We start from the raw sequence: 19745 nt of genomic DNA on the forward strand, positions 1-19745 counted from the left end.
GGGTCTGGGGGAGGGAACCCCTTTTTTCAAAAAGGGGTTCCCTCCCCCAGTCTTCCTCTCCCCCCCCGGACGCACGCATGCCCCATATATTTGAAGTCGGTGAGTTGACGCGGTCTTTAAAGGACGTGGTCGAGTCCGAGTTCCCGTTTGTCTGGGTGCGCGGGCAGGTGGTGAACCTGTCGCGTCCGGGTTCGGGGCATTTGTATTTTTCCTTGCGTGACGCCGAGGCTTCGTTGTCCGTGGTGTGGTTTCGCGGTGCCCAGGCCGGGAAAGTGTCGGCTGGCGGCGAGCGTTATGATCCGCTGACCGGCGAGGTTTTGGACCGGCCGCTGGCCGAGTCGATCACTGACGGCATGGAAGTCATGGTGGCCGGGCGGCTGACGGTTTATGCGCCGCGCGGCGTGTACCAGCTCGTGGCCGAGGTGGTGCAGGAGGTCGGGGCCGGGCGGTTGTGGCTGGAATTTGAGGCCCTTAAAAAAGATCTGGCGGCTAAAGGCTATTTCGACGCGGGCAGAAAGCGGCAACTGCCGCCCCATGCGACCCGGGTGGCGGTCATAACGGCCCCGACCGGTGCTGCAGTGCGCGATTTTATCCGCATCGGCCGCGAGCGGGGGCACGGGAGTCAAGTGCGCGTCTATCCGACCCTGGTCCAGGGCGAGGCCGCCCCGGCCGGCATTGTGCGGGCCATGCTGCGGGCCGTGGCCGACGACTGGGCCGAGGTGCTGGTCCTTCTTCGCGGCGGCGGTTCCCTGGAAGATTTGTGGGCCTTTAATACGTCGGATGTGGCCCGGGCCATTTTCGCTTCGCCGGTGCCGGTCTTGACCGGTGTCGGCCACGAGGTTGATGTCACCATCGCCGACATGGTGGCCGATGTGCGCGCCGCCACGCCCTCCCATGCCGCCCAACTGCTGTGGCCCGAGCGGGGGATGCTGGCCCAGCGGGTGGACGACGCCGAACTGGCCGTCAAGCGCATCATTGGTGCGCTGCTGGCCAGCCGCGAGCGGGAACTGGCCGTGCTGGCCCGGGGGCTGGCCTGGCTGTCGCCGTCGCGCCGGCTGGATCGGCTGACGCAATCCTTTGACGGTGCGAACCAGCGCTTGACCAGGGCCGGGACCGGCTATCTGGACGGGCTGGACCGGCGGTTGGATGGCCTTACGGCCCGGGTGTCCCGGCGCTTTGATGCCCAGAGCCTGGACGCCAGGCAGGAGGCTTTGGCCCGGCGTGTCGAGCGCTTGGCCGCAGCGGCGAAGCTGTTTGTGGCCGAGCAGCAGCAACGGCTGGTACTGGCCGGGGCGCATCTCACCGGCCTTGATCCGGCCGCACCGCTGGCCCGGGGCTACAGCCTGACCACGGTGGCGCGTACGGGGAAATTTTTGCGTCGGCAGGCTGACGTGCGCCCTGGCGACAAGCTGGACATCATGGTGTATGAAGGCCGCGTCCGGGCCGTGGTGACGGACGGCGAGCCGGATGCTGGAGACAAGTCGTGAGCGTGAAAGAAGAATCCTTCGAGAAGGCCTTGGAACGGTTGGAGCGAATAGCCGTGCGCCTGGAAGCCGGCGACGTGCCGCTGGAAAAGGGCGTGGCCCTGTATAAAGAGGGCATGGGGCTGGTGGGAACCTGTCGCAAACGGTTGGAAGCCGCCCGCATGGAAATCGCCCTGGCCGGCGAAGACGGGACGCTGCGGCCGTTTGCGGTGACAGACGACGAGGCCGCCGGTCTGGCCGGTGCTGCCGGGGAGGAGTCGTGACGGTAAAAGAAAGGTTGGCTGCGCTGGCGGCCGAGGTCGAGGTCTATCTGCGGGAGCGGTTCGGGGTGCGCCTGCGTGAGCGCGGCGTGCCGGAGAATCTGCTTGCCGCCATGGAATATTCGCTCCTGGCCGGCGGCAAGCGGCTGCGGCCGGTCTTGTGTCTGACCTTTGCCGAGCTGTTTGAGGCCCAGCGGGGTCGCGTCATGCCCTTTGCCGCCGGGTTTGAGTTGATCCACACCTATTCGCTGGTCCACGATGATCTGCCGGCCATGGACGACGACGATCTGCGTCGCGGCCGGCCGTCCAATCACAAAGTTTTTGGCGAGGCCGGGGCCATTTTAGCCGGCGATGCCCTTTTGACCGAAGCCTTTGGCTGCATGGGCCGGACCTGGCCGGGAGTGGCGGCCGAGCTGGTTCTGCCGGCCTTGTCCGAGGCGGCCAAAGCGGCTGGAGCGGCCGGCATGGTGGGCGGGCAGGTCCTCGACATGGACTACACCGCCCGGGATGGCCTGACCCTGGCCGAGCTGGCCCGGATGCAGACCCTTAAAACCGGAGCGCTCATTACCGCCTCCTGCGTGTGCGGGGCGATCCTGGCCGGGGCTGGCGAAGAGGGTGTGGCCCGGGCGCGGGAATACGGCGAGGCCGTGGGCGCGGCCTTTCAGATCGTTGACGACATTCTCGATGAGATCGGCGACGCCGCGACCCTTGGCAAGCCTGTGGGCAGCGACCGGGAGCAGGGTAAAAATACCTATCCCAGCATGATCGGCCTTGACGAAAGCCGCCGGCTGGCCGAGGAACGCGTGGCCGCTGCCGTGGCCGCCATCGAACCGTACCGTGGCGAGGCGTCCGAATTTTTGCGGGATTTGGCCCGCTACATCGTGGTGCGGGTGCAGTAACGCCAGTACGCCCGGGCAGGGACAAGGAACAGACGCAATGACGGCAATGAGCGATACGGCCCTTCGCATCCTCCCGCGCATCAGGCATCCGCATGACGTGGCCGATCTTTCCGCTGAAGAGCGGACCGTACTGGCCGAGGAAATCCGGCAGGTCATTATTGGCACGGTGTCCATGAACGGCGGCCATCTGGCCCCGTCGCTGGGCGTCGTGGAGCTGACCGTGGCTTTGCTCGCCGCCTTTGATCCCGGCCGCGACAAGCTGGTCTGGGACGTGGGGCATCAGGCCTATGCCTACAAGATCCTCACCGGCCGCCAGGAAGAATTTCACACCTTGCGCACCATGGGCGGCATAAGCGGCTTCCCGCGCCCGGCCGAAAGCCCCTACGATCATTTCGGCGTCGGCCACTCCAGCACCTCCATCTCGGCGGCCCTGGGGCTGGCCATGGCCCGGGACCGCAAGGGCGAGGACCACGACGTGGTGGCCATCATCGGCGACGGCTCCATGACCGCCGGTCTGGCCTATGAGGGGCTCAATCAGGCTGGGGGCTGGGGCGGGCGGCTTATCGTCGTTTTAAACGACAACGAGATGTCGATTTCCAAAAACGTCGGGGCGCTCTCGCTGTTTTTGAGCCGCAAACTCAACCAGCGCTGGGTCAAGCGGCTGAAAAAGGACATGGAAAGCTGGATCGGCTCGCTGCCCTATGGCGGCGACCTGATGGGCTATGTCCGGCGCGGCGAGGAATCGTTTAAAAGCTTTTTTACGCCCGGCATGCTGTTTGAGGCCTTTCGCTTTAATTACCTCGGTCCCATCGACGGCCACAACACCGAACGGCTCATCGAAGTTTTCAAGGAAATCAAAGGGATCGAAGGTCCGGTGCTGGTCCATGTGCTCACCAAAAAGGGCCGGGGCTACGAACCGGCCGAGAGCAATCCCACCTATTTCCATGGCGTGGGCTGTTTTGAGCCGGAAACCGGCTTGGTGGAAAAGCCCGGGGTGTGTGCGCCAAGCTATACGCAGGTCTTTGGCGAGGCCTTGCTGGCGGCGGCCAAGGCCGATCCCCGGGTCATGGCCATCACCGCTGCCATGCCCGAGGGCACGGGCCTGTCCCGTTTCGCCACCGAGCTGCCCGAGCGCTTTGTCGATGTCGGCATATGCGAACAGCACGCCGTCACCTTTGCCGCCGGTCTGGCTATAGCCGGGTTCAAGCCGGTGGTGGCCATCTATTCCACCTTCATGCAGCGCTCCTACGACCAGATCGTCCACGATGTCTGCCTGCAGGAGCTGCCCGTGACCTTTTGCCTCGACCGGGGCGGCCTTGTGGGCGAGGACGGGGCCACCCATCACGGGGCCTTTGACATTTCCTTTCTGCGCCACATTCCCAACCTCGTTTTCATGGCTCCGGGCAGCGAAGCCGAACTGCCAGCCATGCTGGCCACCGCCCTGGCCCATCCCGGCCCGGTCGCCATCCGCTATCCCCGGGGAGCCGGCGTGGGCCTGCCTGTGCCCCAGACGGCCGAACCGTTGCCGCTTGGCCAGGGCGTTTTGGTGCGCCAGGGGACCGATGCCCTGGTCGTGGCCATCGGCAGCCGGGTTATGCCGGCCGTGGCCGCAGCCGATGCCCTGGCGCGCGAAACAGGCAGGGAAGTGGCGGTCTTTAACGCCCGCTTTATAAAGCCCTTGCCCAAGGACCAGCTTTTGGAACTGGCCGGCCGCTATCCGTTGTGGCTGACGGTGGAGGAAAATGTGCTCCAGGGCGGTTTCGGTTCGGCCGTGGTGGAGCTGCTTTCCGACGCCGGGGCGCTCTCCGGCCTCACCATCACGCGTCTGGGCCTGCCTGACGCCTTTGTGGAGCACGGCGCGCAAAAGGCCCTGCGGGCGCTGTGCGGCATCGACCAGAGCGGCATCAAGGCAGCCCTTTTGCGCCTGCTTGGGCTGTAGCCGGACATGTGGGGCGCAGTGCCCGGTGCGTTGGCCGTTGGCCTGGACGGCCTGTTCTGTCTGGACGGTGCGGGCCTGAGAGGATATGGTCAAAGCCTTGCGCCAGGGGAACACGACTGTTTTTGAGGGCTTTTTGCCCGGTTTCCCGGACGCCATCAAGGAGCAGGCCGGCCATTGCGGGGGCGGCACTGCCGAGGATTAACCCAAGGAGTTACAATGTCTTCCATATCCCGTTTCATGGAAACCAATTTCCGTCACTTCAACGCCCGCGAGACCCTTGACGCAGCCAAGGCCTGGAACGACCTGCTGGGCCGGGGCGGCAAGATGTTTCTCACCATGGCCGGGGCCATGAGCACCTGCGAACTGGGCATTTCCCTGGCCGAGATGATCCGCCAGGACAAGGTCCACGCCATCAGCTGCACCGCCGCCAACCTTGAAGAGGATCTGTTTAATCTCTTCAATCACAACGAATACAAGATGGTCCCCGAATACCGCGACCTTTCGCCCGAAGCGGAAAAGGCGCTGTACGACCAGGGATTTAATCGTGTCACCGATACCTGCATTCCCGAAGGGGTGCTGCGTCAGGTGCAGCGCCGTATCTCCAAGTTGTGGGCCGCCGCTGCCGATTCCGGCAAGCCCATGTTCCCCTACGAATACATGTACGCGCTGTTGGATCAGCCCGATATCGAGCAGTTTTTTCAGGTTCCCAAGGAGCATTCCTGGGTGCTGGCGGCCAAGGAAAAGGGCCTGACCATCTATTCGCCGGGTTTTGAAGACAGCACGCTGGGCAATATCTTTTGCGCCGAAGTGATCCTCGGCCACGTCAAGAGCCACAGCGCCATCCGCACCGGCACCGAGCAGATGGAAGTGTTGGCCCAGTGGTACACCGAGCAGGGCAAGGCCGGCACGCCCATCGGCTTTTTCCAGATCGGCGGCGGCATCGCAGCGGATTTTCCCATCTGCGTGGTGCCCATGCTCATTCAGGACCTGGAACGCGAAGACACGCCGTTTTGGGCCTATTTCGCCCAGATCGGTGATTCCACCACCTCCTACGGCTCCTATTCCGGCGCGGTCCCCAATGAAAAGATCACCTGGGGCAAGCTCGATATCGATACGCCCCGGTTTATGATCAATTCCGACGCCTCCATTGTGGCACCGCTGATTTTTGCCTACGTGCTGGGCTGGTAAAACCGATAAAAGTCTTTGCTTTCGGGAGGATCGGGCGTAGAAAAAGGCCGCATCCCTCTGGTTACAATCCGCACGGCGCGGGTGCTTGTATGCAGGAAACCGCCAAACCTGGAGGAGACCGTGAGCAATTTTACCGAAGCCGATCTGCCGGTCAGCATCGACCACGAACAAATGGTAACGCTTGGCGACGGCACGACCATCCGTTTTGAAACCAACGGCGAGGCCAAAGACATTTACGTGGGCGATTCGTTTACGGCCAATACCCAACTCTTCCCTGGCAACGACTTTTTTGTCGAAGCCGGCGGCAAGACCTTTAAGGTGACAGCCGAATTCGAGGATGTCGTCACGGTCAGCGCGGCCTAGGCGCGTCCTGGACACGCCTCACGCGGTTTGACACGGCAGGCTGCCGTCATCATTGTTCTATTCTCGTAAAAAGTAATTTTTTATGAGAACGCGACACAAGTTTCTTGTTTCTCGCTCGTGGAAAGTGGCCGGGGGCTTTGGCTCCCGGCCACTTTTTTGGGATCACCCGGCAGGTGGCCGCACGCGGCGGGAGAAAGCCCCGGTTTGCGTCAATTGCAGCCCGTATGCCCAGCCGTGAAGTACTCTTGTACACTGGATAATTATTTTTGTGCAGCCACCTTGGCCTGTGTGAATTGATTTATGGGGCTGCGCTTGGCAGCGATTGCTTTCCTCTGGCATCAAATGATAGGCCTTGATGCGATTGGAGCAGTTTTTTTGAGAAATTTTTCTGTTTACCCGCCTGGCGGGAAGCGCCATACGTCCCAAGGAGTGCCGCCATGTCGCAGCGTATCGCCGTCGCCGGCCTGTCCGTTGAAAAACACCTCTACGACGTCATCACCAACGAAATCCTGCCGGCAACCGGCCTTGGAGCAGAAGCTTTTTTCGCCGCCCTGGCCAGGTTGGTTGCTGATCTTGGCCCCCGCAACCGCGAACTGCTCGCCAAGCGCGACGCCCTGCAGGCCGCCATCGATGTCTGGCACAACGAGCGGCGGGAGACGCCCCACGACGCCGAGGCCTACAAGTGCTTTCTGGCCGGCATCGGCTATCTGCTGCCCGAAGGCCCGGATTTCACCATCGAAACCGCCGGCGTTGACCCGGAAATCGCTGCCGTGGCCGGGCCGCAACTTGTCGTGCCCATCACCAACGCCCGCTACGCCCTAAACGCTGCCAATTCCCGCTGGGGCAGCCTGTACGACGCCCTCTACGGCACGGACGTCATCCCGGAAACCAACGGCGCGGCCAAGGGGCCGGGTTATAATCCGGTGCGCGGCGCGGCAGTCGTGGCGTATGCCGCTTCATTTCTCGACCAAACCCTGCCCCTGGCCGCAGGTCGCCACAGCGACGTGGCCGCCTACGCCGTCTCGGACGGCGGTTTGCGCGCAACCCTGGCCGATGGCCGGACTATCGGCCTCGCCCAACCGGAGCAATGCGTGGGCTTTGCCGGTGCGGCCGAGGCACCCACGGCAGTGTGTCTGCGCCACAACGGTCTGCACGTCGCATTGCTGTTTGATCGCAACCATCCCGTGGGTGCGGCCAGTCCTTCGGGCCTCAAAGACGTGGTCCTGGAAGCGGCGCTCACCACCATCCTCGACTGCGAGGATTCCGTGGCCGTGGTGGACGGCCCGGACAAGGCCCAGGCCTATCGCAATCTGCTGGGACTTTTTCGGGGCGACCTTACCGCTTCGTTTGACAAAGGAGGGCGCACGGTGTCGCGCGGGCTGGCCGAGGACAGGGTCTTTACTGCCCCGGATGGCGCACCCGTGATCCTGCCCGGCCGCAGCCTCCTGCTGGTGCGCACCGTCGGCCACCTGATGACCACCGACGCGGTTTTGGACGCTTCCGGCAACGAAATCCCCGAAGGCATGCTCGACGCCCTGGTCACGGGGCTGGTGGGCCTGCATGACGTGCGGGGGTTGGGGACAAAGCCCAATTCCCGGACCGGCAGCGTGTATATCGTCAAACCCAAGATGCACGGCCCGGACGAAGTGGCCTTTGCCTGCGCCTTGTTTGGCCGGGTGGAACAGGCGCTCGCCCTGCCGCCCCTGACCCTTAAAATCGGCGTCATGGACGAAGAGCGGCGCACTTCGCTCAATCTCAAGGAATGCGTGCGCGCCGCCAAGGACCGCATCATCTTTATCAATACCGGCTTTCTCGACCGCACGGGCGATGAAATCCACACCGTCATGGAAGCCGGGCCGGTGGTCGGCAAAAACGACATGCGCGCCCAGCCCTGGATGGCCGCCTACGAGGACGGCAACGTGGATGTGGGGCTGGCGTGCGGTTTTTCGGGAAAAGCGCAGATCGGCAAGGGCATGTGGGCCAAGCCGGACCGCATGGCCGAGATGGTGGAGGTAAAGATCGAGCATCCCCGGGCCGGGGCCAATTGCGCCTGGGTGCCTTCGCCCACGGCTGCGACGCTGCACGCCATGCACTACCACGCCGTGGATGTCTTCGCCCGCCAGCACGAACTGGCTGGTCGCCACAAGGCCAATCGGGAAATTTTGCTGACGCTGCCGCTTCTGGGGCAGTCCCGGCCAACGCCCGAGGCCATAACCCGGGAGCTTGAAACCAACTGTCAAAGTATCCTGGGCTATGTCTCGCGCTGGGTGGACCAGGGTATCGGCTGTTCCAAGGTGCCGGATTTAAACGACGTGGGCCTTATGGAAGACCGGGCAACGTTGCGCATTTCCAGCCAGCATATCGCCAATTGGCTGCGCCACGGCCTATGCAGCGAGGCCGAGGTCAGGGCTGTCCTCACGCGCATGGCGGCAGTGGTGGACCGCCAAAACGCCCTGGACCCGGCCTACCGGCCCATGGCCCCGGATTATGACGCCTCCATTACCTTTGCCGCGGCCAGGGATTTGATTTTCCTGGGCAGGGAACAGCCCAACGGCTATACGGAACCGGTCCTGACGGCCAGACGCCGCCAGGCCAAGGCACGGGGCGAAGAGGCTGTGGCACCGGCTGGATCGTCCCCGCAGGGCGTCATATAGTTTTAGTCACAAGGCGCATGGCGGGTATGCGCTGCAAACTGATTGCTTCACTTCGCCGGTCCGGTTGCGACGCTTGGTCGTTGCAACCGTTGGCTGGTGCAAGGAGATCGTCCATGCGGCATGGCGTGCAACTGCTCCTCGTTTTCCTGGTTCTGGTCTTGGCCGTGCCGGCGTCTGTGTCTGCCTCCTCGGAAGGCGGCCACGGCGGCGGGGATTCCAAGAAAAAAGAGAAGAGTGAAAAAAAGGAAAAGGGCGATAAAAAAGAAGCCGGCAAGGCTGAAAACGGCGTCATCACCATCGGGCCGCTGGTGGTCAATATTTTGAGCAACAAGGGCTACCGTTTCTTGCGTCTGGAAATGATCGTGGAATGCGCGGACAACGAGGCGGCTGAGCGGCTGGTCAAAGCTGATGCCAAGGAAGAGCTCATCCTTATGCTGTCGAACAAAGTGGCCGACAATTTGCTCGCCAATTCAGGAAAAATGATCCTGCGCAAGGAACTCATTGATCTTTTTTCCAAATACACCGGCCCGGATAAGGTGAAAAACCTCTATTTCGCGGAATTCGTTTTTCAGTAGGCCAAAGGGGCAGTTCGTCTCAGGGAGGGGGGATGTTTCACGATCTTTCGCCGGCCATGCTGGCGCGTATGACCGAACTTGAAGCCATCGATGCCGCCGACCGCGCCGACGGCACGCCGCATAACCAACGGCTGCGCCAGATACCCCCGAATACCGGACGCTATCTGGCCATCCTGGCCGCCAGCGCTCCAGCCGGGCAGATGGTCGAGGTGGGGACCAGCGCCGGCTATTCCGCCCTGTGGCTGTCATTGGCCTGCCGGCAGCGGGGCGACGTCCTGACTTCCATTGACCGCGATCCCGACAAGCTGGTCCTGGCCCGGCAAACGCTCGACCTGACCGGCAGCAGCGACGTCGTGCGGCTGGTTTCCGGCGACGCCCTGGACATTGTGGCCGCAATGGCGGGCGTGGCCTTTGCTTTTGTCGATGCCAACCGTGACGTGTTGCTGGCCTGCGTGGAACTTCTGGCCGACCGACTCGTGCCTGGGGGGCTTGTTGCCGTGGATAACGTTATCAGCCACGCCGCCGAAATCCCGGGGGTGTTGGAACGCATTCTGGCCGATCCCAGGTTCGACGCGGTGGTGGTTCCCATCGGATCGGGCGTGCTGACGGCCCGCCGGACCGCCCGTTGACGCCCCGGTGTCGTTAAAGCGTAACACAAAGCCGCCCTTGGCGTTTCGGGCCGGGTTGTGCTAGCCTGCTTGGGCTATCTGCCCCACGCGGGGCACGGGACATCGGGAGGTGACCATGACCGGCGACGCAGCGAAGTTTTTGGCCCTGACCCTCGTGTTGGCGGCCTGCCTGCTGACTGCCCAGGCCGGTCCCTGCCACTCGCGCCCAGGCGAGCCGGCACCGGTCATCGTCCTGGCCGCCGGACCGGGTAAATATGTCATCAAAGCCGGGGATACCATCAACGTGCTGGCGCTGCGGCACGGCGTGCCGGCCGCAGCCATTTTGCGGGCCAATCCGGGGCTTAATCCCGCCCGTCTGCCGCTCGGCAAGGAAATCATCATTCCTGCCGCCACCAAGGCCGGTTCCGAAGCCTCTGCCCCGGCTGTCCCGGCGGCTGTGCCGACGCCTGCCGTAGCGGCCGCCCCGGCGGTAGCCTCGGGGGGCCAGGGCATCGAACTGCGGCCGGGGAAAGTGCCGCAAGCCACACCCCTGCCCGGCAGCGGCATCAAAAGCCATGATCTGCCCGATGCCGTGGCCAAACCAACGGCCCCGGCCGGGGGAAAAGAGGCCGGTCCGACCGATGCGCCCCAGGTGGCGGAGACCGTCGTTGCGACGCCGCAGCGTCAGGCTCCCAGGAGCACGGACACGACGGTGCCCGGCCCGGCTGCACCGGCCGGGAACTGGTCCATGGGTGCGGTCTGGGTGCTGGCCGGAGTCGTCGGTGGGGCGCTTATCGTGGCGCTGGCCCTGCAGGGGGTCTTTGCCAATGTGGTCGCCGGCGTGATGCTGCGGCTGCTGCGGCCGTTTCGGCCAGGTGATGCGGTCCTATTGGCCGGCATCGTCGGTCGGGTGGAGACCATCGGCGGCTGTTACGTGGCCATCCGGTCCGAGGCCGGGGAGACGGTGCTCGTGCCCAACGCCAAAGCGGCCGGCGAAATCGTGGTGGTAGCCAAGGCGAAAACGAAGGCTGCGGTCAAGGACACGGGCAAGCGGGCGGATCGAAGCTGAGCCGGCCGTTGGCAAGGCGGGCGACCGTCTGAATTTCCGGTATGATATCCCCGAGATGGTGGACGGCGCAGACCACCGTGGCCCCGGATCGGGCCGCTGCCGACACCGCTTCCATGGCGAGAACGCGCGAGGCCGCATCCAGCCCGGAAAAAGGCTCGTCCAGCAGCAGCAGCCTCGGCTCGGCCACCATGGCCCGGGCCAGGAATAACCGCCGCGTCTGGCCAGCGGACAACGCCCCAAGCCGCCGCGCGGCCAGATCGGCCACACCAAAAAAATCCATCCAGCGCCGGGCCGCAGCCACATCCCGGTCTGACGGCGCGGCATAGAGTCCGATGCTGGCCTGGATGCCCGAGACCACCAGCTCCAGGGCGGGCAGCGTCTTGTCGTAGTCTGCCTCCAGCTCAAAGGACGCCATACCAATGCGCCGGCGGATGTCGCGCAGATCGGTCAGTCCCTCGGGCGCGGCCAGCCCCGGCCGCAGCGCCCGGCCGCCCAGGGCCGGATGGTGTTCCCCGGCTAAGAGCTTAAAAAGCGTGGTTTTGCCCGACCCGTTAGCCCCCAAAACAGCCAGATGCCGGCCCGGGGACACGGTCAGGTTGAGGCTGTCCAGGATTTTTCGCCGCGCCAGATAGACCGAAGCCTGCTCCAGCACCACCAGCGGCAGCTCGGACGGGGCCTTGCCGGTAAATCCCGGCAGCGCGGGGCGGGGCAGGGGGGACGGCCCTGTCTGCCGGGCTGGCGAGGCCTGGGGCCGGTGCGCGTGCTGCCGGGCCGCTTCGGCCGTGCCGGCAAAGACGAGCCGGCCGGCGTCCAGGACGATGCCCCGGGCTTCGCCCGCCGGCAGGGCCGCGCCCCGGTGGCTGGTCAGAACAATCCCCGCGCCCCCGGCCGCCGCTTCGGCCATGGCCCGGGCCGCGACCACGGTTGCGGCCGCATCGAGGCCGTCGAGAAATTCATCCAGAAAAAGCATGGCCGGCCGGCAGGCCAAGGCCCGGGCCAGGAGCACCGCCCGCAACTGCCCGTTGGAGAGCGATGCGACCGTTGCCTGGCGTAGATGCGCGAGGCCAAGACGGGAAAGGACATCGGTTGCAACGGCCAGCTCTGCCGGATTCGGTCCGCCCTGGACGTACATGGCGTCGCGGGGACCGGAGAGGATCACGGTCTCGGCGCGCAGATGCCCCCACACACGTTTGACGCTGCGCTGGATTTCCGGGGAAACGATGCCGAAGCGGTGGCGCACGCCGATGGGTGAGGCCCGGCCCGGTCCGTCGCCGCTGCTGTAGGCGCGGCTGCCCCGGCCGTCGTCGTCTGGCCAGAGATCGCCGCGAAGCACGCGCAGCAGCGTGGATTTGCCCGACCCGTTGCTGCCAAGCACGAGCAGTGTTTCGCCCTGGTCCAGGCGAAGCGAGACGTCGGTCAGGGCGGGCGTGCCACCCAAGGTGACGCTGACATGGTCAAGGGTGATGCGCATGGGAAGTGGTCTGCCGGGGTTGGGGGCGTTGCCAAAAAGGACGGGCCTTCCAATCGGAAGGCCCGCGAGTCGAAACACTGTGGCCGGTCGGATCAGACGAGGCCGGCGGTGGCGAGCACAGCCTGCAGCTTGGCCTTGTTGGCCGGCTCCAGGGGGACCATGGGCAGGCGCACCTCGAAGGGGAAGCGGCCCATCATGTCCAGCGCCGTCTTGGCCGGCACGGGGTTGGTCTCAATGAAGGCAACTCGGTAGAGCGGACTCATGGTGTAATGGAGCGCTTTGGCCGTTTTCAGGTCGCCGGCTAAAGCCGCTGCGCACATGTCCGACATCATTTTCGGCACGAAGTTGGACACGACTGAGATGACGCCGCAACCGCCGATGGTCATGGAAGGCAGGGCGGTGAAGTCGTCGCCGGAGAGCACTTGAAAGTCCTCGCCGCAAAATTCCAGCACGCGCGAGACCTGATTGAGGTCGCCGGTGGCTTCCTTGACGCCGATGACCTGGCGGATCTCTTTTTTAAGGATGGCCAGCGTCTCGGGGAGCAGATTGACCGCCGTGCGGCTGGGCACGTTATAAACGATAAAGGGCATGTCCACCCGGTCGGCAATGGCCTTGAAATGGGCCACCAGTCCGGTTTGCGTGGGCTTATTATAATAGGGCGTTATGAGCAGCGCGCCGTCGGCTTTGGCGTCCTTGGCGTCCTGGGTCAGTTCGATGGCCTCGCGGGTGTTGTTGGAGCCGGCCCCGGCCAGGACAGGCACACGGCCTTTGACCTGATCGACGCAGATGCGGATGACCCGTTTGTGCTCCTCATGGGACAACGTGGCGGATTCGCCCGTGGTACCGCAAGGGACAAGGCCGTGGATGCCCTGCTCGATCTGCCATTCGATAAACGCGCGAAAGGCCTCTTCATCGACTTCGCCGTTTCGAAATGGCGTCACCAACGCCGTGATTGCGCCGCGAAACTCCATACGATCCTCCTTGGGATAGAAACCCCGTCAATTCCTAGAATGTTTTTGGCGCGGCGGCAAGTGGCGTGGCGCGCTCCGCTCAATCGGACGGGTCCGGTTGGTCGCGTTGCCGGACGTCGTCGCGCCAGGCGACCAGCGGTGCGCAACAGCCGTGGCCGACGCCGAGCAGGAACCGGAAGCGCTCACCGTGGACGGGATCTTCGGCCAAACGGCAGCGGTAGCAGTTGGTCCCGCCGTCCCAATAAAGGTCCGGGCAGCGTTTCTGGTAGCCATGCCGGATATGGGATTCCACGCACGGGTCGGACAGGCAGCACCAGCCGCACCCGACGCAGGGCAGGGAACTCAGAGGGGAAGCAGTGTGACTGCTTGACCGGTGGTCAAGCCGGAAATCGCCATGCTCATGGTGCGATTGCTCCTGACGGCCCCGTTACCACACTGGGGCCAGATTATATGTCGCAGCAACCTACCCCCAACCCGGTTGCGACACAACCGGCACGGCGGGCCGCGCGGAATCGTCTCTTGACTTCGTCGTGCAACTTTGTTGCATTGCCCGTGGCAACGTCCCAAACAATGGCAAGGAGTATTCCGATGCAACGCGCAACACTTTTGATCCTGGGATTCATTTTCATGTCTGTCGCCCCAGTCCAGGCCAAACTCCTGGCGGCGGTCAGCATCGCCCCCCAAGCGTATTTCCTCAAGCAGATCGCCGGGGAGCGGGCCGACGTCGTGGTCATGGTCCCGGCCGGGGCCGATGCCCACACCTACGAACCCAAACCCCGCCAACTGGCTGATCTGGGCAAGGCGGCCGTCTACTTCGCCATCGGCATGGATTTCGAAAAGGCCTGGTTGCCCCGGTTTGCCGCAGTCAATCCGAAGATGGCCATCGTTGCCACCGATGCCGGCATCGAGAAGATGCCCATGACCGCCCACGACCATGACGACCACGAGCCTCAGGCCAAGGACGCAAAGGGTCACGGGCACGACAAGGCGAAAACAGCCGACAAGCATGGCCACGACAAGGCCAAAGCCGAGGAAGGCCACGACCACCACGACGGCGAGCCTGATCCCCATGTCTGGCTGTCGCCGAAACTGGCCAAAACGCTTGGCGCTTCCATGCGCGACGCCCTGGTTAAGGCCGATCCCGAGGGCGCGGCCGACTACGCCGCCGGCTACGACCGTTTTGCCGCCGCCTGTGACGCCCTGGATGCCGACATCCGCAAGACCTTTGCCGATCTGCCCCCGGGCGAGCATAAATTTATGGTGTTTCATCCGTCCTGGGGGTATTTCGCCCGGGACTACGGGCTCACCCAAGAGCCCATCGAACAACTCGGCCGCGAACCCGGGCCCAAGGCCCTGGCTGCGGTTATGAAAGAAGCCAAGGCTGATGGCATCAAAGTTGTTTTCATCCAGCCGCAGATGAGCGCTGCCCAGGCCGAAACCATTGCCAAGGGTATCGGCGGCACCACCGCAGCCATTGATCCGCTGGCCGAGGACTGGCCGGGCGGTCTCACGGCTGCAGCCACGGCCCTGCGCCAGGGTATTGCCGGCAAAACGGAGGCCAAGTGACCGAACCCGTCGTCGAAATTCGCGACCTGACCTTTGCCTATAACGGTCAGGACGTGCTTTCGGATATAAGCCTTACGGTGGCCTCGGGCCAGCGTCTGGCCGTGCTTGGCCCCAACGGCGGCGGCAAGACCACGCTTTTAAAGCTCATTCTTGGCATCCTGACGCCGACCTCGGGGACCATCACGGTCTTTGGGGATGTTCCGGGCCGCCAGAGTGCCCGCATCGGCTATGTGCCCCAGCGCCTGGACGGCGTGGCCGAGCGGCGCGACCTGCCGGTGCGGGTGCGCGAAGTGGTGCTTATGGGACTGCTGCGCCCGGGGCGCAACGGCTTTCGCTACACGGCCGAAGAAGTGGCCAGGGCCGATGCGGCCCTGGCCCGGGTGGAGATGCCCGGCCTTGCCGACAAGCGGTTTTGCGAACTCTCGGGCGGCCAGAAGCAGCGCACACTCATTGCCCGGGCCTTGGTAGCCGAGCCGGGCCTGCTCATTCTCGATGAACCCACGGCCAACATTGATCCCCAGGGGAAGTTTTGTCTTTACGAGGTGCTGGCCCGCATCGGCGAAGGCGTCACCTCGCTGGTGGTCAGCCATGACTTGAGCATCCTGGCCGCCGGAGTCACGGCGGCCGCCTGCATCAACGGTCGGCTGTCCTATGCCCCCGAGCCAAGACTGAACCAGGACATGCTGGATCTGCTCTACGGCGTGCACAGCCATACCTGTCCCATGGACGCCTTTTTGCGCCGCATGCCGCCCGATCTGGCCGGATTGACGCCTTTGGAGACGCGATGATTGCCGATTTGTCCCTGCCGTTTATGCAAAACGCCGTGCTGGCGGCCTTGTTGGCCGCCGTGTGCTGCGGGCTGATCGGCACGCTGGTTGTTGCCAACCGCATGGTCTTTCTGGCCGGCGGGGCGGCCCATGCCGCCTACGGCGGGGTGGGACTGGCCTATTTTCTGGCGTTGCCAGTCCTGCCTGTCACCGTGGGCTTCACCGTGGTTGCCGCCCTGGCCATGGCCGCCATCACCCTGCGCCGCATTGAGGACACCGACACGGTCATCGGTGTCCTTTGGGCCGCCGGCATGGCCTTTGGCATCATCCTGCTCGACCTCACCCCGGGCTATAAGCCGGATCTCATGAGCTATCTTTTCGGCAGCATTATAACGGTGCCGACCGCCGACCTCTACGCCCTGGCCGGCCTGGACGTCGTGCTCCTGGCCGCCACCTTGCGCTATTACAACGGCTTTGTGGCCATGGCCTTTGACCGGGAATTTGCAGCCGTGCGCGGCGTGCCGGTGGGGTTGCTCCATTGTCTGCTGACGGCCCTGGCGGCGGTGTCGGTGGTGCTCCTTATCCGGGTGGCCGGGCTTATTTTGGTCATAGCGCTTCTTTCCGTGGCCCCGAGTCTGGCCGTGCGCCGGGCGGCGTCGCTGGGATGGGCCATGGTCTGGGCCGCAGCGCTCAACGTTGTCTTCTGCCTGTCCGGGCTGGTCCTGGCCTACCAATTCAATCTGACCTCGGGCGCGGCCATTATTGCCGTGGCAGCGGGCGTCTTTTTCATCTCCCTGGCTCCAGGGTTGGCTCGCAAGCGTTATGGATGAACTGCCAACGACGCCGGAGGCGGCAAACCATGCCAGCACCGAAACGGTGCTTAAGCGTGCCGGCATCGATCCGACACCATTGCGGCTGGCCGTGATCCAGGTGTTGGCCCGGGAAGGGCGGGCGCTGCCGGCCGGCGATATCCTGGCCCTGGTCCAGGACCAGCACCGGGCCAACAAGGTGACGTTGTACCGCATCCTGGATCTCTTTGTGGAAAAGGGGCTGGCCCGACGGCACAGTTCCGGCGACCGGGCCTTGCGCTACTGTCTGGAGCCGGGAAGTGCCGGGCGGCCTCATTGCCATGCCTACTGTCTGCGCTGCGGGCGCATGGAGTGTCTGCCGGGCGTCGAGGGCGTGGTGGATATGGCCGCTTTGGGGCCGGCCCTGGCCATGGAGGTGGTGGCGGTGGAGGTGCGCATCGACGGCGTTTGCGCCGCCTGCCGTCGAAAGCCCTCTGTACCCGAGACGCCTGTTGACGCCGGGTCTGGAAACTCTTAAAGGCAGAACGTACGCGTTGACCGCTCCCCTCTGGATGCCTTACCCATTATTTATGAAACAAGCCCTCATTTTTGGCGTTTCAGGCCAGGACGGTGCCTATCTGGCGCAATTGCTGCTGGATAAGGGCTATCAAGTGGCCGGCACGTCCCGCGACGCCCAAATGGCGTCTTTTGCCAGCCTCGACGCCCTGGGCATCCGGGAGCGGGTGGACGTCCATTCCGTGACGCTGACCGATTTCCGCAGTGTCCTGACCGTACTGGCCAAGGTCAAGCCTGACGAGATCTACCATCTGGCCGGGCAGTCTTCGGTTGGGCTGTCCTTTGACCAGCCCGTGGAAACCTTCATGTCCATCGGCGTCGGGACGCTCAATCTGCTGGAAGCCGTGCGCTTTCTCGGTGCCCCGGCCAGGCTCTACCACGCCTCCTCCAGCGACTGCTTCGGCGACACCGGCGGTGAACCTGCCAACGAGCAGACCCCCTTTGCCCCGCGAAGCCCCTATGCCGTGGCCAAGGCGGCCGCCCATTTCGAGGTGGTCAACTACCGCGACGCCTACAGCCTGTATGCCTGCAACGGCATCCTTTTCAACCACGAGTCGCCGCTGCGCCCCAAGCGTTTCGTCACCCGCAAGATCGTGGCCGCCGCCGCCCGCATCGCCGCCGGTTCCGGCGAAACCTTGCGCCTGGGCAACATCGACGTGGCCCGGGACTGGGGCTACGCCCCGCAGTACGTCGAGGCCATGTGGCACATGCTCCAGCGCGAGGTTCCCGAGGATTTCGTTATCGCAACCGGGACGACCATCACCTTGCAGGAGTTTGTGGCCGAGGCCTTTGCCGCCCTGGGCCTGGACTGGCGCGCGCATGTCGTTGTCGATCCCGAACTTTTCCGGCCTGCCGACATTGCCGTCAGCCGGGCCAATCCGGCCAAGGCCGCCCGCGAACTCGGCTGGAAGGCTACCATGTCCCCGGCCGACGTGGCCCGGGCCATGGCCGCCCACGAACAACAGGAGATAGCCTCGAAATGAAACGCAAAGTTGCGCTGATCACCGGTATTACCGGCCAGGATGGGGCATATCTGGCCGAACTGCTGCTGCAAAAAGGCTATGAAGTCCACGGCATCAAACGCCGGGCCTCGCTTTTTAATACCCAGCGCATTGATCACCTGTACCGCGACCCCCACGACACCGGCCGCAAGTTCGTCCTGCACTACGGCGACTTGTCTGATTCCACCAATTTAATCCGCATCATCCAGCAGGTCCGGCCGGACGAACTGTATAATCTGGCCGCCCAGAGCCACGTCAAGGTATCGTTTGAGTCCCCGGAATACACCGCTGATGTGGATGCCCTGGGAACGCTGCGCCTGCTTGAAGCCGTGCGTATTTTGGGGCTGGAAAAGCACACCCGGTTCTATCAGGCCTCCACTTCGGAGTTGTTCGGCCAGGTGGTGGAAACACCGCAGACCGAACGGACCCCGTTTTATCCCCGAAGCCCCTATGCCGTGGCCAAGATGTACGCCTACTGGATCACGGTCAATTACCGTGAAGCCTATGGCATGTACGCCTGCAACGGCATTTTGTTTAACCACGAGTCGCCCATTCGGGGCGAGACCTTCGTCACCCGCAAGATCACCCGGGCCATGGCGCGCATCAAGCTGGGACTCCAGGACTGCCTGTATCTGGGCAACCTTTCAGCCCTTCGCGACTGGGGCCATGCCAAGGACTACGTGGAAATGCAGTGGCTCATGCTCCAGCAGGACGCGCCTGACGATTTCGTCATCGCCACCGGCCGGCAGCACTCTGTGCGCGATTTCGTGACCATGGCTGCGGCCGAGCTGGGCATCACCGTCCGCTTCGAGGGTACCGGGGCCGATGAGAAAGGCTACGACGCCAATACCGGCCAGTGTCTGGTGGCTGTGGATTCCCGCTATTTCCGGCCCACGGAAGTGGAGACGCTCTTGGGCGATCCCACCAAGGCCCGGGAGCGCCTGGGCTGGCAGCCGCGCATCACCCTTGAGGAGATGGTGGCCGAGATGGTGCGGTGCGATTTGCGCGACGCCCAGCGCGACGCCCTGTGCAAAAGCGAAGGATATACCGTTTTCGACGGCAACGAATAGCCGCCTGGCTTGACACGGCCCCTGGCCGTATCTAGCTCAATACTTCGGCGCCTGGACGCCAAACACCAAGGAGAACGACACATGGCTTACGACATCCGTCTCGTGAAACTCATAAACGGCGAAACCGTCCTCGGCAAATGGGACGAGGCCGAGGGCAAACTGACCGAAGTGGCCATGCTGCAGACCATTCCCTCCCAGCAGGGCGTGCAGATGATGCTGCTGCCCTTCGGCTATCCCTTTGAGACCGAAATCGGCGGCGAGATCGCCGGTGCCCATATTCTGTACCAGTTTAAAAAGTTCCCCGACGAACTGCAGACCCGGTATCTTGAAGCCACCAGCAACCTGACCCTGTCCACCACCGGCGATCTCAAGAATCTGTCCTCCCTGGCCGGCAAGGGTGGCAACATCTCCAATCTGCTCAAGAAATAAGCCACGGCCCCAAGCCGCCGCCCGAACACTTCGGGCGGCGGCGCATTTGTTTCCTCCTTCCCAAAGA

Annotated in this window: 20 protein-coding genes; 17 read left to right on the forward strand and 3 right to left on the reverse strand. The window is 63.9% G+C overall.

All coding sequences use genetic code 11. The annotated features are described in order from the left end of the window. Positions 1-77: 77 nt before the first annotated feature. The 10 genes from xseA to GTA51_RS02825 all read left to right on the forward strand — a co-directional run bounded on the left by xseA (position 78) and on the right by GTA51_RS02825 (position 11039). Positions 78-1487, forward strand: a complete 1410-nt coding sequence (gene xseA, locus GTA51_RS02780; protein WP_160958496.1) for an exodeoxyribonuclease VII large subunit — start codon at positions 78-80, stop codon at positions 1485-1487. Further along, entirely contained in the window at positions 1484-1747 is a 264-nt protein-coding gene (xseB, locus tag GTA51_RS02785) for an exodeoxyribonuclease VII small subunit (protein ID WP_160958498.1), read from the forward strand. Before xseA ends, xseB begins: the two co-directional genes overlap by 4 nt. Continuing rightward, positions 1744-2643: a farnesyl diphosphate synthase gene (locus GTA51_RS02790; RefSeq protein ID WP_160958500.1), complete on the forward strand. Its 900-nt coding sequence runs from the start codon at positions 1744-1746 to the stop codon at positions 2641-2643. The genes xseB and GTA51_RS02790 overlap by 4 nt, the downstream gene beginning before the upstream one ends. Before the next feature lie 37 nt (positions 2644-2680). Continuing rightward, on the forward strand, positions 2681-4582 hold the full coding sequence (dxs, locus tag GTA51_RS02795) for a 1-deoxy-D-xylulose-5-phosphate synthase (RefSeq protein ID WP_160958502.1): 1902 nt from the start codon (positions 2681-2683) through the stop codon (positions 4580-4582). Positions 4583-4798: 216 nt separating this feature from the next. Continuing rightward, positions 4799-5770 carry a deoxyhypusine synthase family protein gene (locus tag GTA51_RS02800; RefSeq protein WP_160958504.1) on the forward strand — a complete coding sequence of 324 codons (972 nt, stop codon included), beginning with the start codon at positions 4799-4801 and terminating at the stop codon, positions 5768-5770. Between the two features lie 120 nt (positions 5771-5890). Further along, positions 5891-6133, forward strand: a complete 243-nt coding sequence (locus GTA51_RS02805) for a hypothetical protein (RefSeq protein ID WP_160958506.1) — start codon at positions 5891-5893, stop codon at positions 6131-6133. 437 nt (positions 6134-6570) lie between these two features. After that, positions 6571-8787, forward strand: coding sequence for a malate synthase G (locus GTA51_RS02810; protein WP_160958508.1), 2217 nt, complete (start codon positions 6571-6573; stop codon positions 8785-8787). A gap of 113 nt (positions 8788-8900) precedes the next feature. After that, the gene (locus GTA51_RS02815) at positions 8901-9362 is read left to right on the forward strand and encodes a flagellar basal body-associated FliL family protein (RefSeq protein WP_160958510.1); all 462 of its coding nucleotides are present in this window, start codon (positions 8901-8903) and stop codon (positions 9360-9362) included. Between the two features lie 32 nt (positions 9363-9394). After that, positions 9395-9991 (forward strand): O-methyltransferase, encoded by a 597-nt coding sequence (locus GTA51_RS02820; RefSeq protein ID WP_160958511.1) that lies wholly within the window; start codon positions 9395-9397, stop codon positions 9989-9991. A 115-nt stretch (positions 9992-10106) separates the two neighbouring features. Next, positions 10107-11039 (forward strand): mechanosensitive ion channel domain-containing protein, encoded by a 933-nt coding sequence (locus tag GTA51_RS02825; protein ID WP_160958513.1) that lies wholly within the window; start codon positions 10107-10109, stop codon positions 11037-11039. Here the strand turns inward: GTA51_RS02825 and GTA51_RS02830 are convergent. The 3 genes from GTA51_RS02830 to GTA51_RS02840 form a co-directional block, all read right to left on the reverse strand. After that, the gene (locus GTA51_RS02830) at positions 11005-12510 is read right to left on the reverse strand and encodes an ATP-binding cassette domain-containing protein (protein ID WP_160958515.1); all 1506 of its coding nucleotides are present in this window, start codon (positions 12508-12510) and stop codon (positions 11005-11007) included. The two genes, GTA51_RS02825 and GTA51_RS02830, sit on opposite strands and share 35 nt — an antisense overlap. A gap of 92 nt (positions 12511-12602) precedes the next feature. Further along, the gene (dapA, locus tag GTA51_RS02835) at positions 12603-13481 is read right to left on the reverse strand and encodes a 4-hydroxy-tetrahydrodipicolinate synthase (protein WP_160958517.1); all 879 of its coding nucleotides are present in this window, start codon (positions 13479-13481) and stop codon (positions 12603-12605) included. 79 nt (positions 13482-13560) lie between these two features. Next, the gene (locus GTA51_RS02840) at positions 13561-13827 is read right to left on the reverse strand and encodes a hypothetical protein (protein WP_160958796.1); all 267 of its coding nucleotides are present in this window, start codon (positions 13825-13827) and stop codon (positions 13561-13563) included. 242 nt (positions 13828-14069) lie between these two features. On the opposite strand from GTA51_RS02840, the gene GTA51_RS02845 reads away from it, so the two are divergent. The 7 genes from GTA51_RS02845 (at position 14070) to GTA51_RS02875 (ending at position 19678) form a co-directional block, all read left to right on the forward strand. Further along, the gene (locus GTA51_RS02845; RefSeq protein ID WP_246197931.1) at positions 14070-15047 is read left to right on the forward strand and encodes a metal ABC transporter solute-binding protein, Zn/Mn family; all 978 of its coding nucleotides are present in this window, start codon (positions 14070-14072) and stop codon (positions 15045-15047) included. Further along, positions 15044-15835, forward strand: a complete 792-nt coding sequence (locus GTA51_RS02850) for an ATP-binding cassette domain-containing protein (RefSeq protein ID WP_160958520.1) — start codon at positions 15044-15046, stop codon at positions 15833-15835. Before GTA51_RS02845 ends, GTA51_RS02850 begins: the two co-directional genes overlap by 4 nt. After that, positions 15832-16644, forward strand: a complete 813-nt coding sequence (locus GTA51_RS02855; protein WP_160958522.1) for a metal ABC transporter permease — start codon at positions 15832-15834, stop codon at positions 16642-16644. The genes GTA51_RS02850 and GTA51_RS02855 overlap by 4 nt, the downstream gene beginning before the upstream one ends. Further along, complete coding sequence (locus tag GTA51_RS02860) at positions 16637-17140, forward strand: Fur family transcriptional regulator (protein WP_160958523.1); 504 nt, start codon at positions 16637-16639, stop codon at positions 17138-17140. Before GTA51_RS02855 ends, GTA51_RS02860 begins: the two co-directional genes overlap by 8 nt. Positions 17141-17192: 52 nt before the next feature. Continuing rightward, positions 17193-18161: a GDP-mannose 4,6-dehydratase gene (locus GTA51_RS02865; RefSeq protein WP_160958524.1), complete on the forward strand. Its 969-nt coding sequence runs from the start codon at positions 17193-17195 to the stop codon at positions 18159-18161. Further along, a complete protein-coding gene (gene gmd / locus GTA51_RS02870; protein ID WP_160958526.1) occupies positions 18158-19249 on the forward strand; it encodes a GDP-mannose 4,6-dehydratase in 1092 nt (363 codons plus the stop codon). The genes GTA51_RS02865 and gmd overlap by 4 nt, the downstream gene beginning before the upstream one ends. A gap of 81 nt (positions 19250-19330) precedes the next feature. Continuing rightward, positions 19331-19678 carry a hypothetical protein gene (locus GTA51_RS02875; RefSeq protein WP_075355397.1) on the forward strand — a complete coding sequence of 116 codons (348 nt, stop codon included), beginning with the start codon at positions 19331-19333 and terminating at the stop codon, positions 19676-19678. Positions 19679-19745 lie beyond the last annotated feature (67 nt).

Origin of the sequence: Solidesulfovibrio aerotolerans, from assembly GCF_009856865.1 — a bacterium.
GTDB classification, from domain to species: domain Bacteria; phylum Desulfobacterota; class Desulfovibrionia; order Desulfovibrionales; family Desulfovibrionaceae; genus Solidesulfovibrio; species Solidesulfovibrio aerotolerans.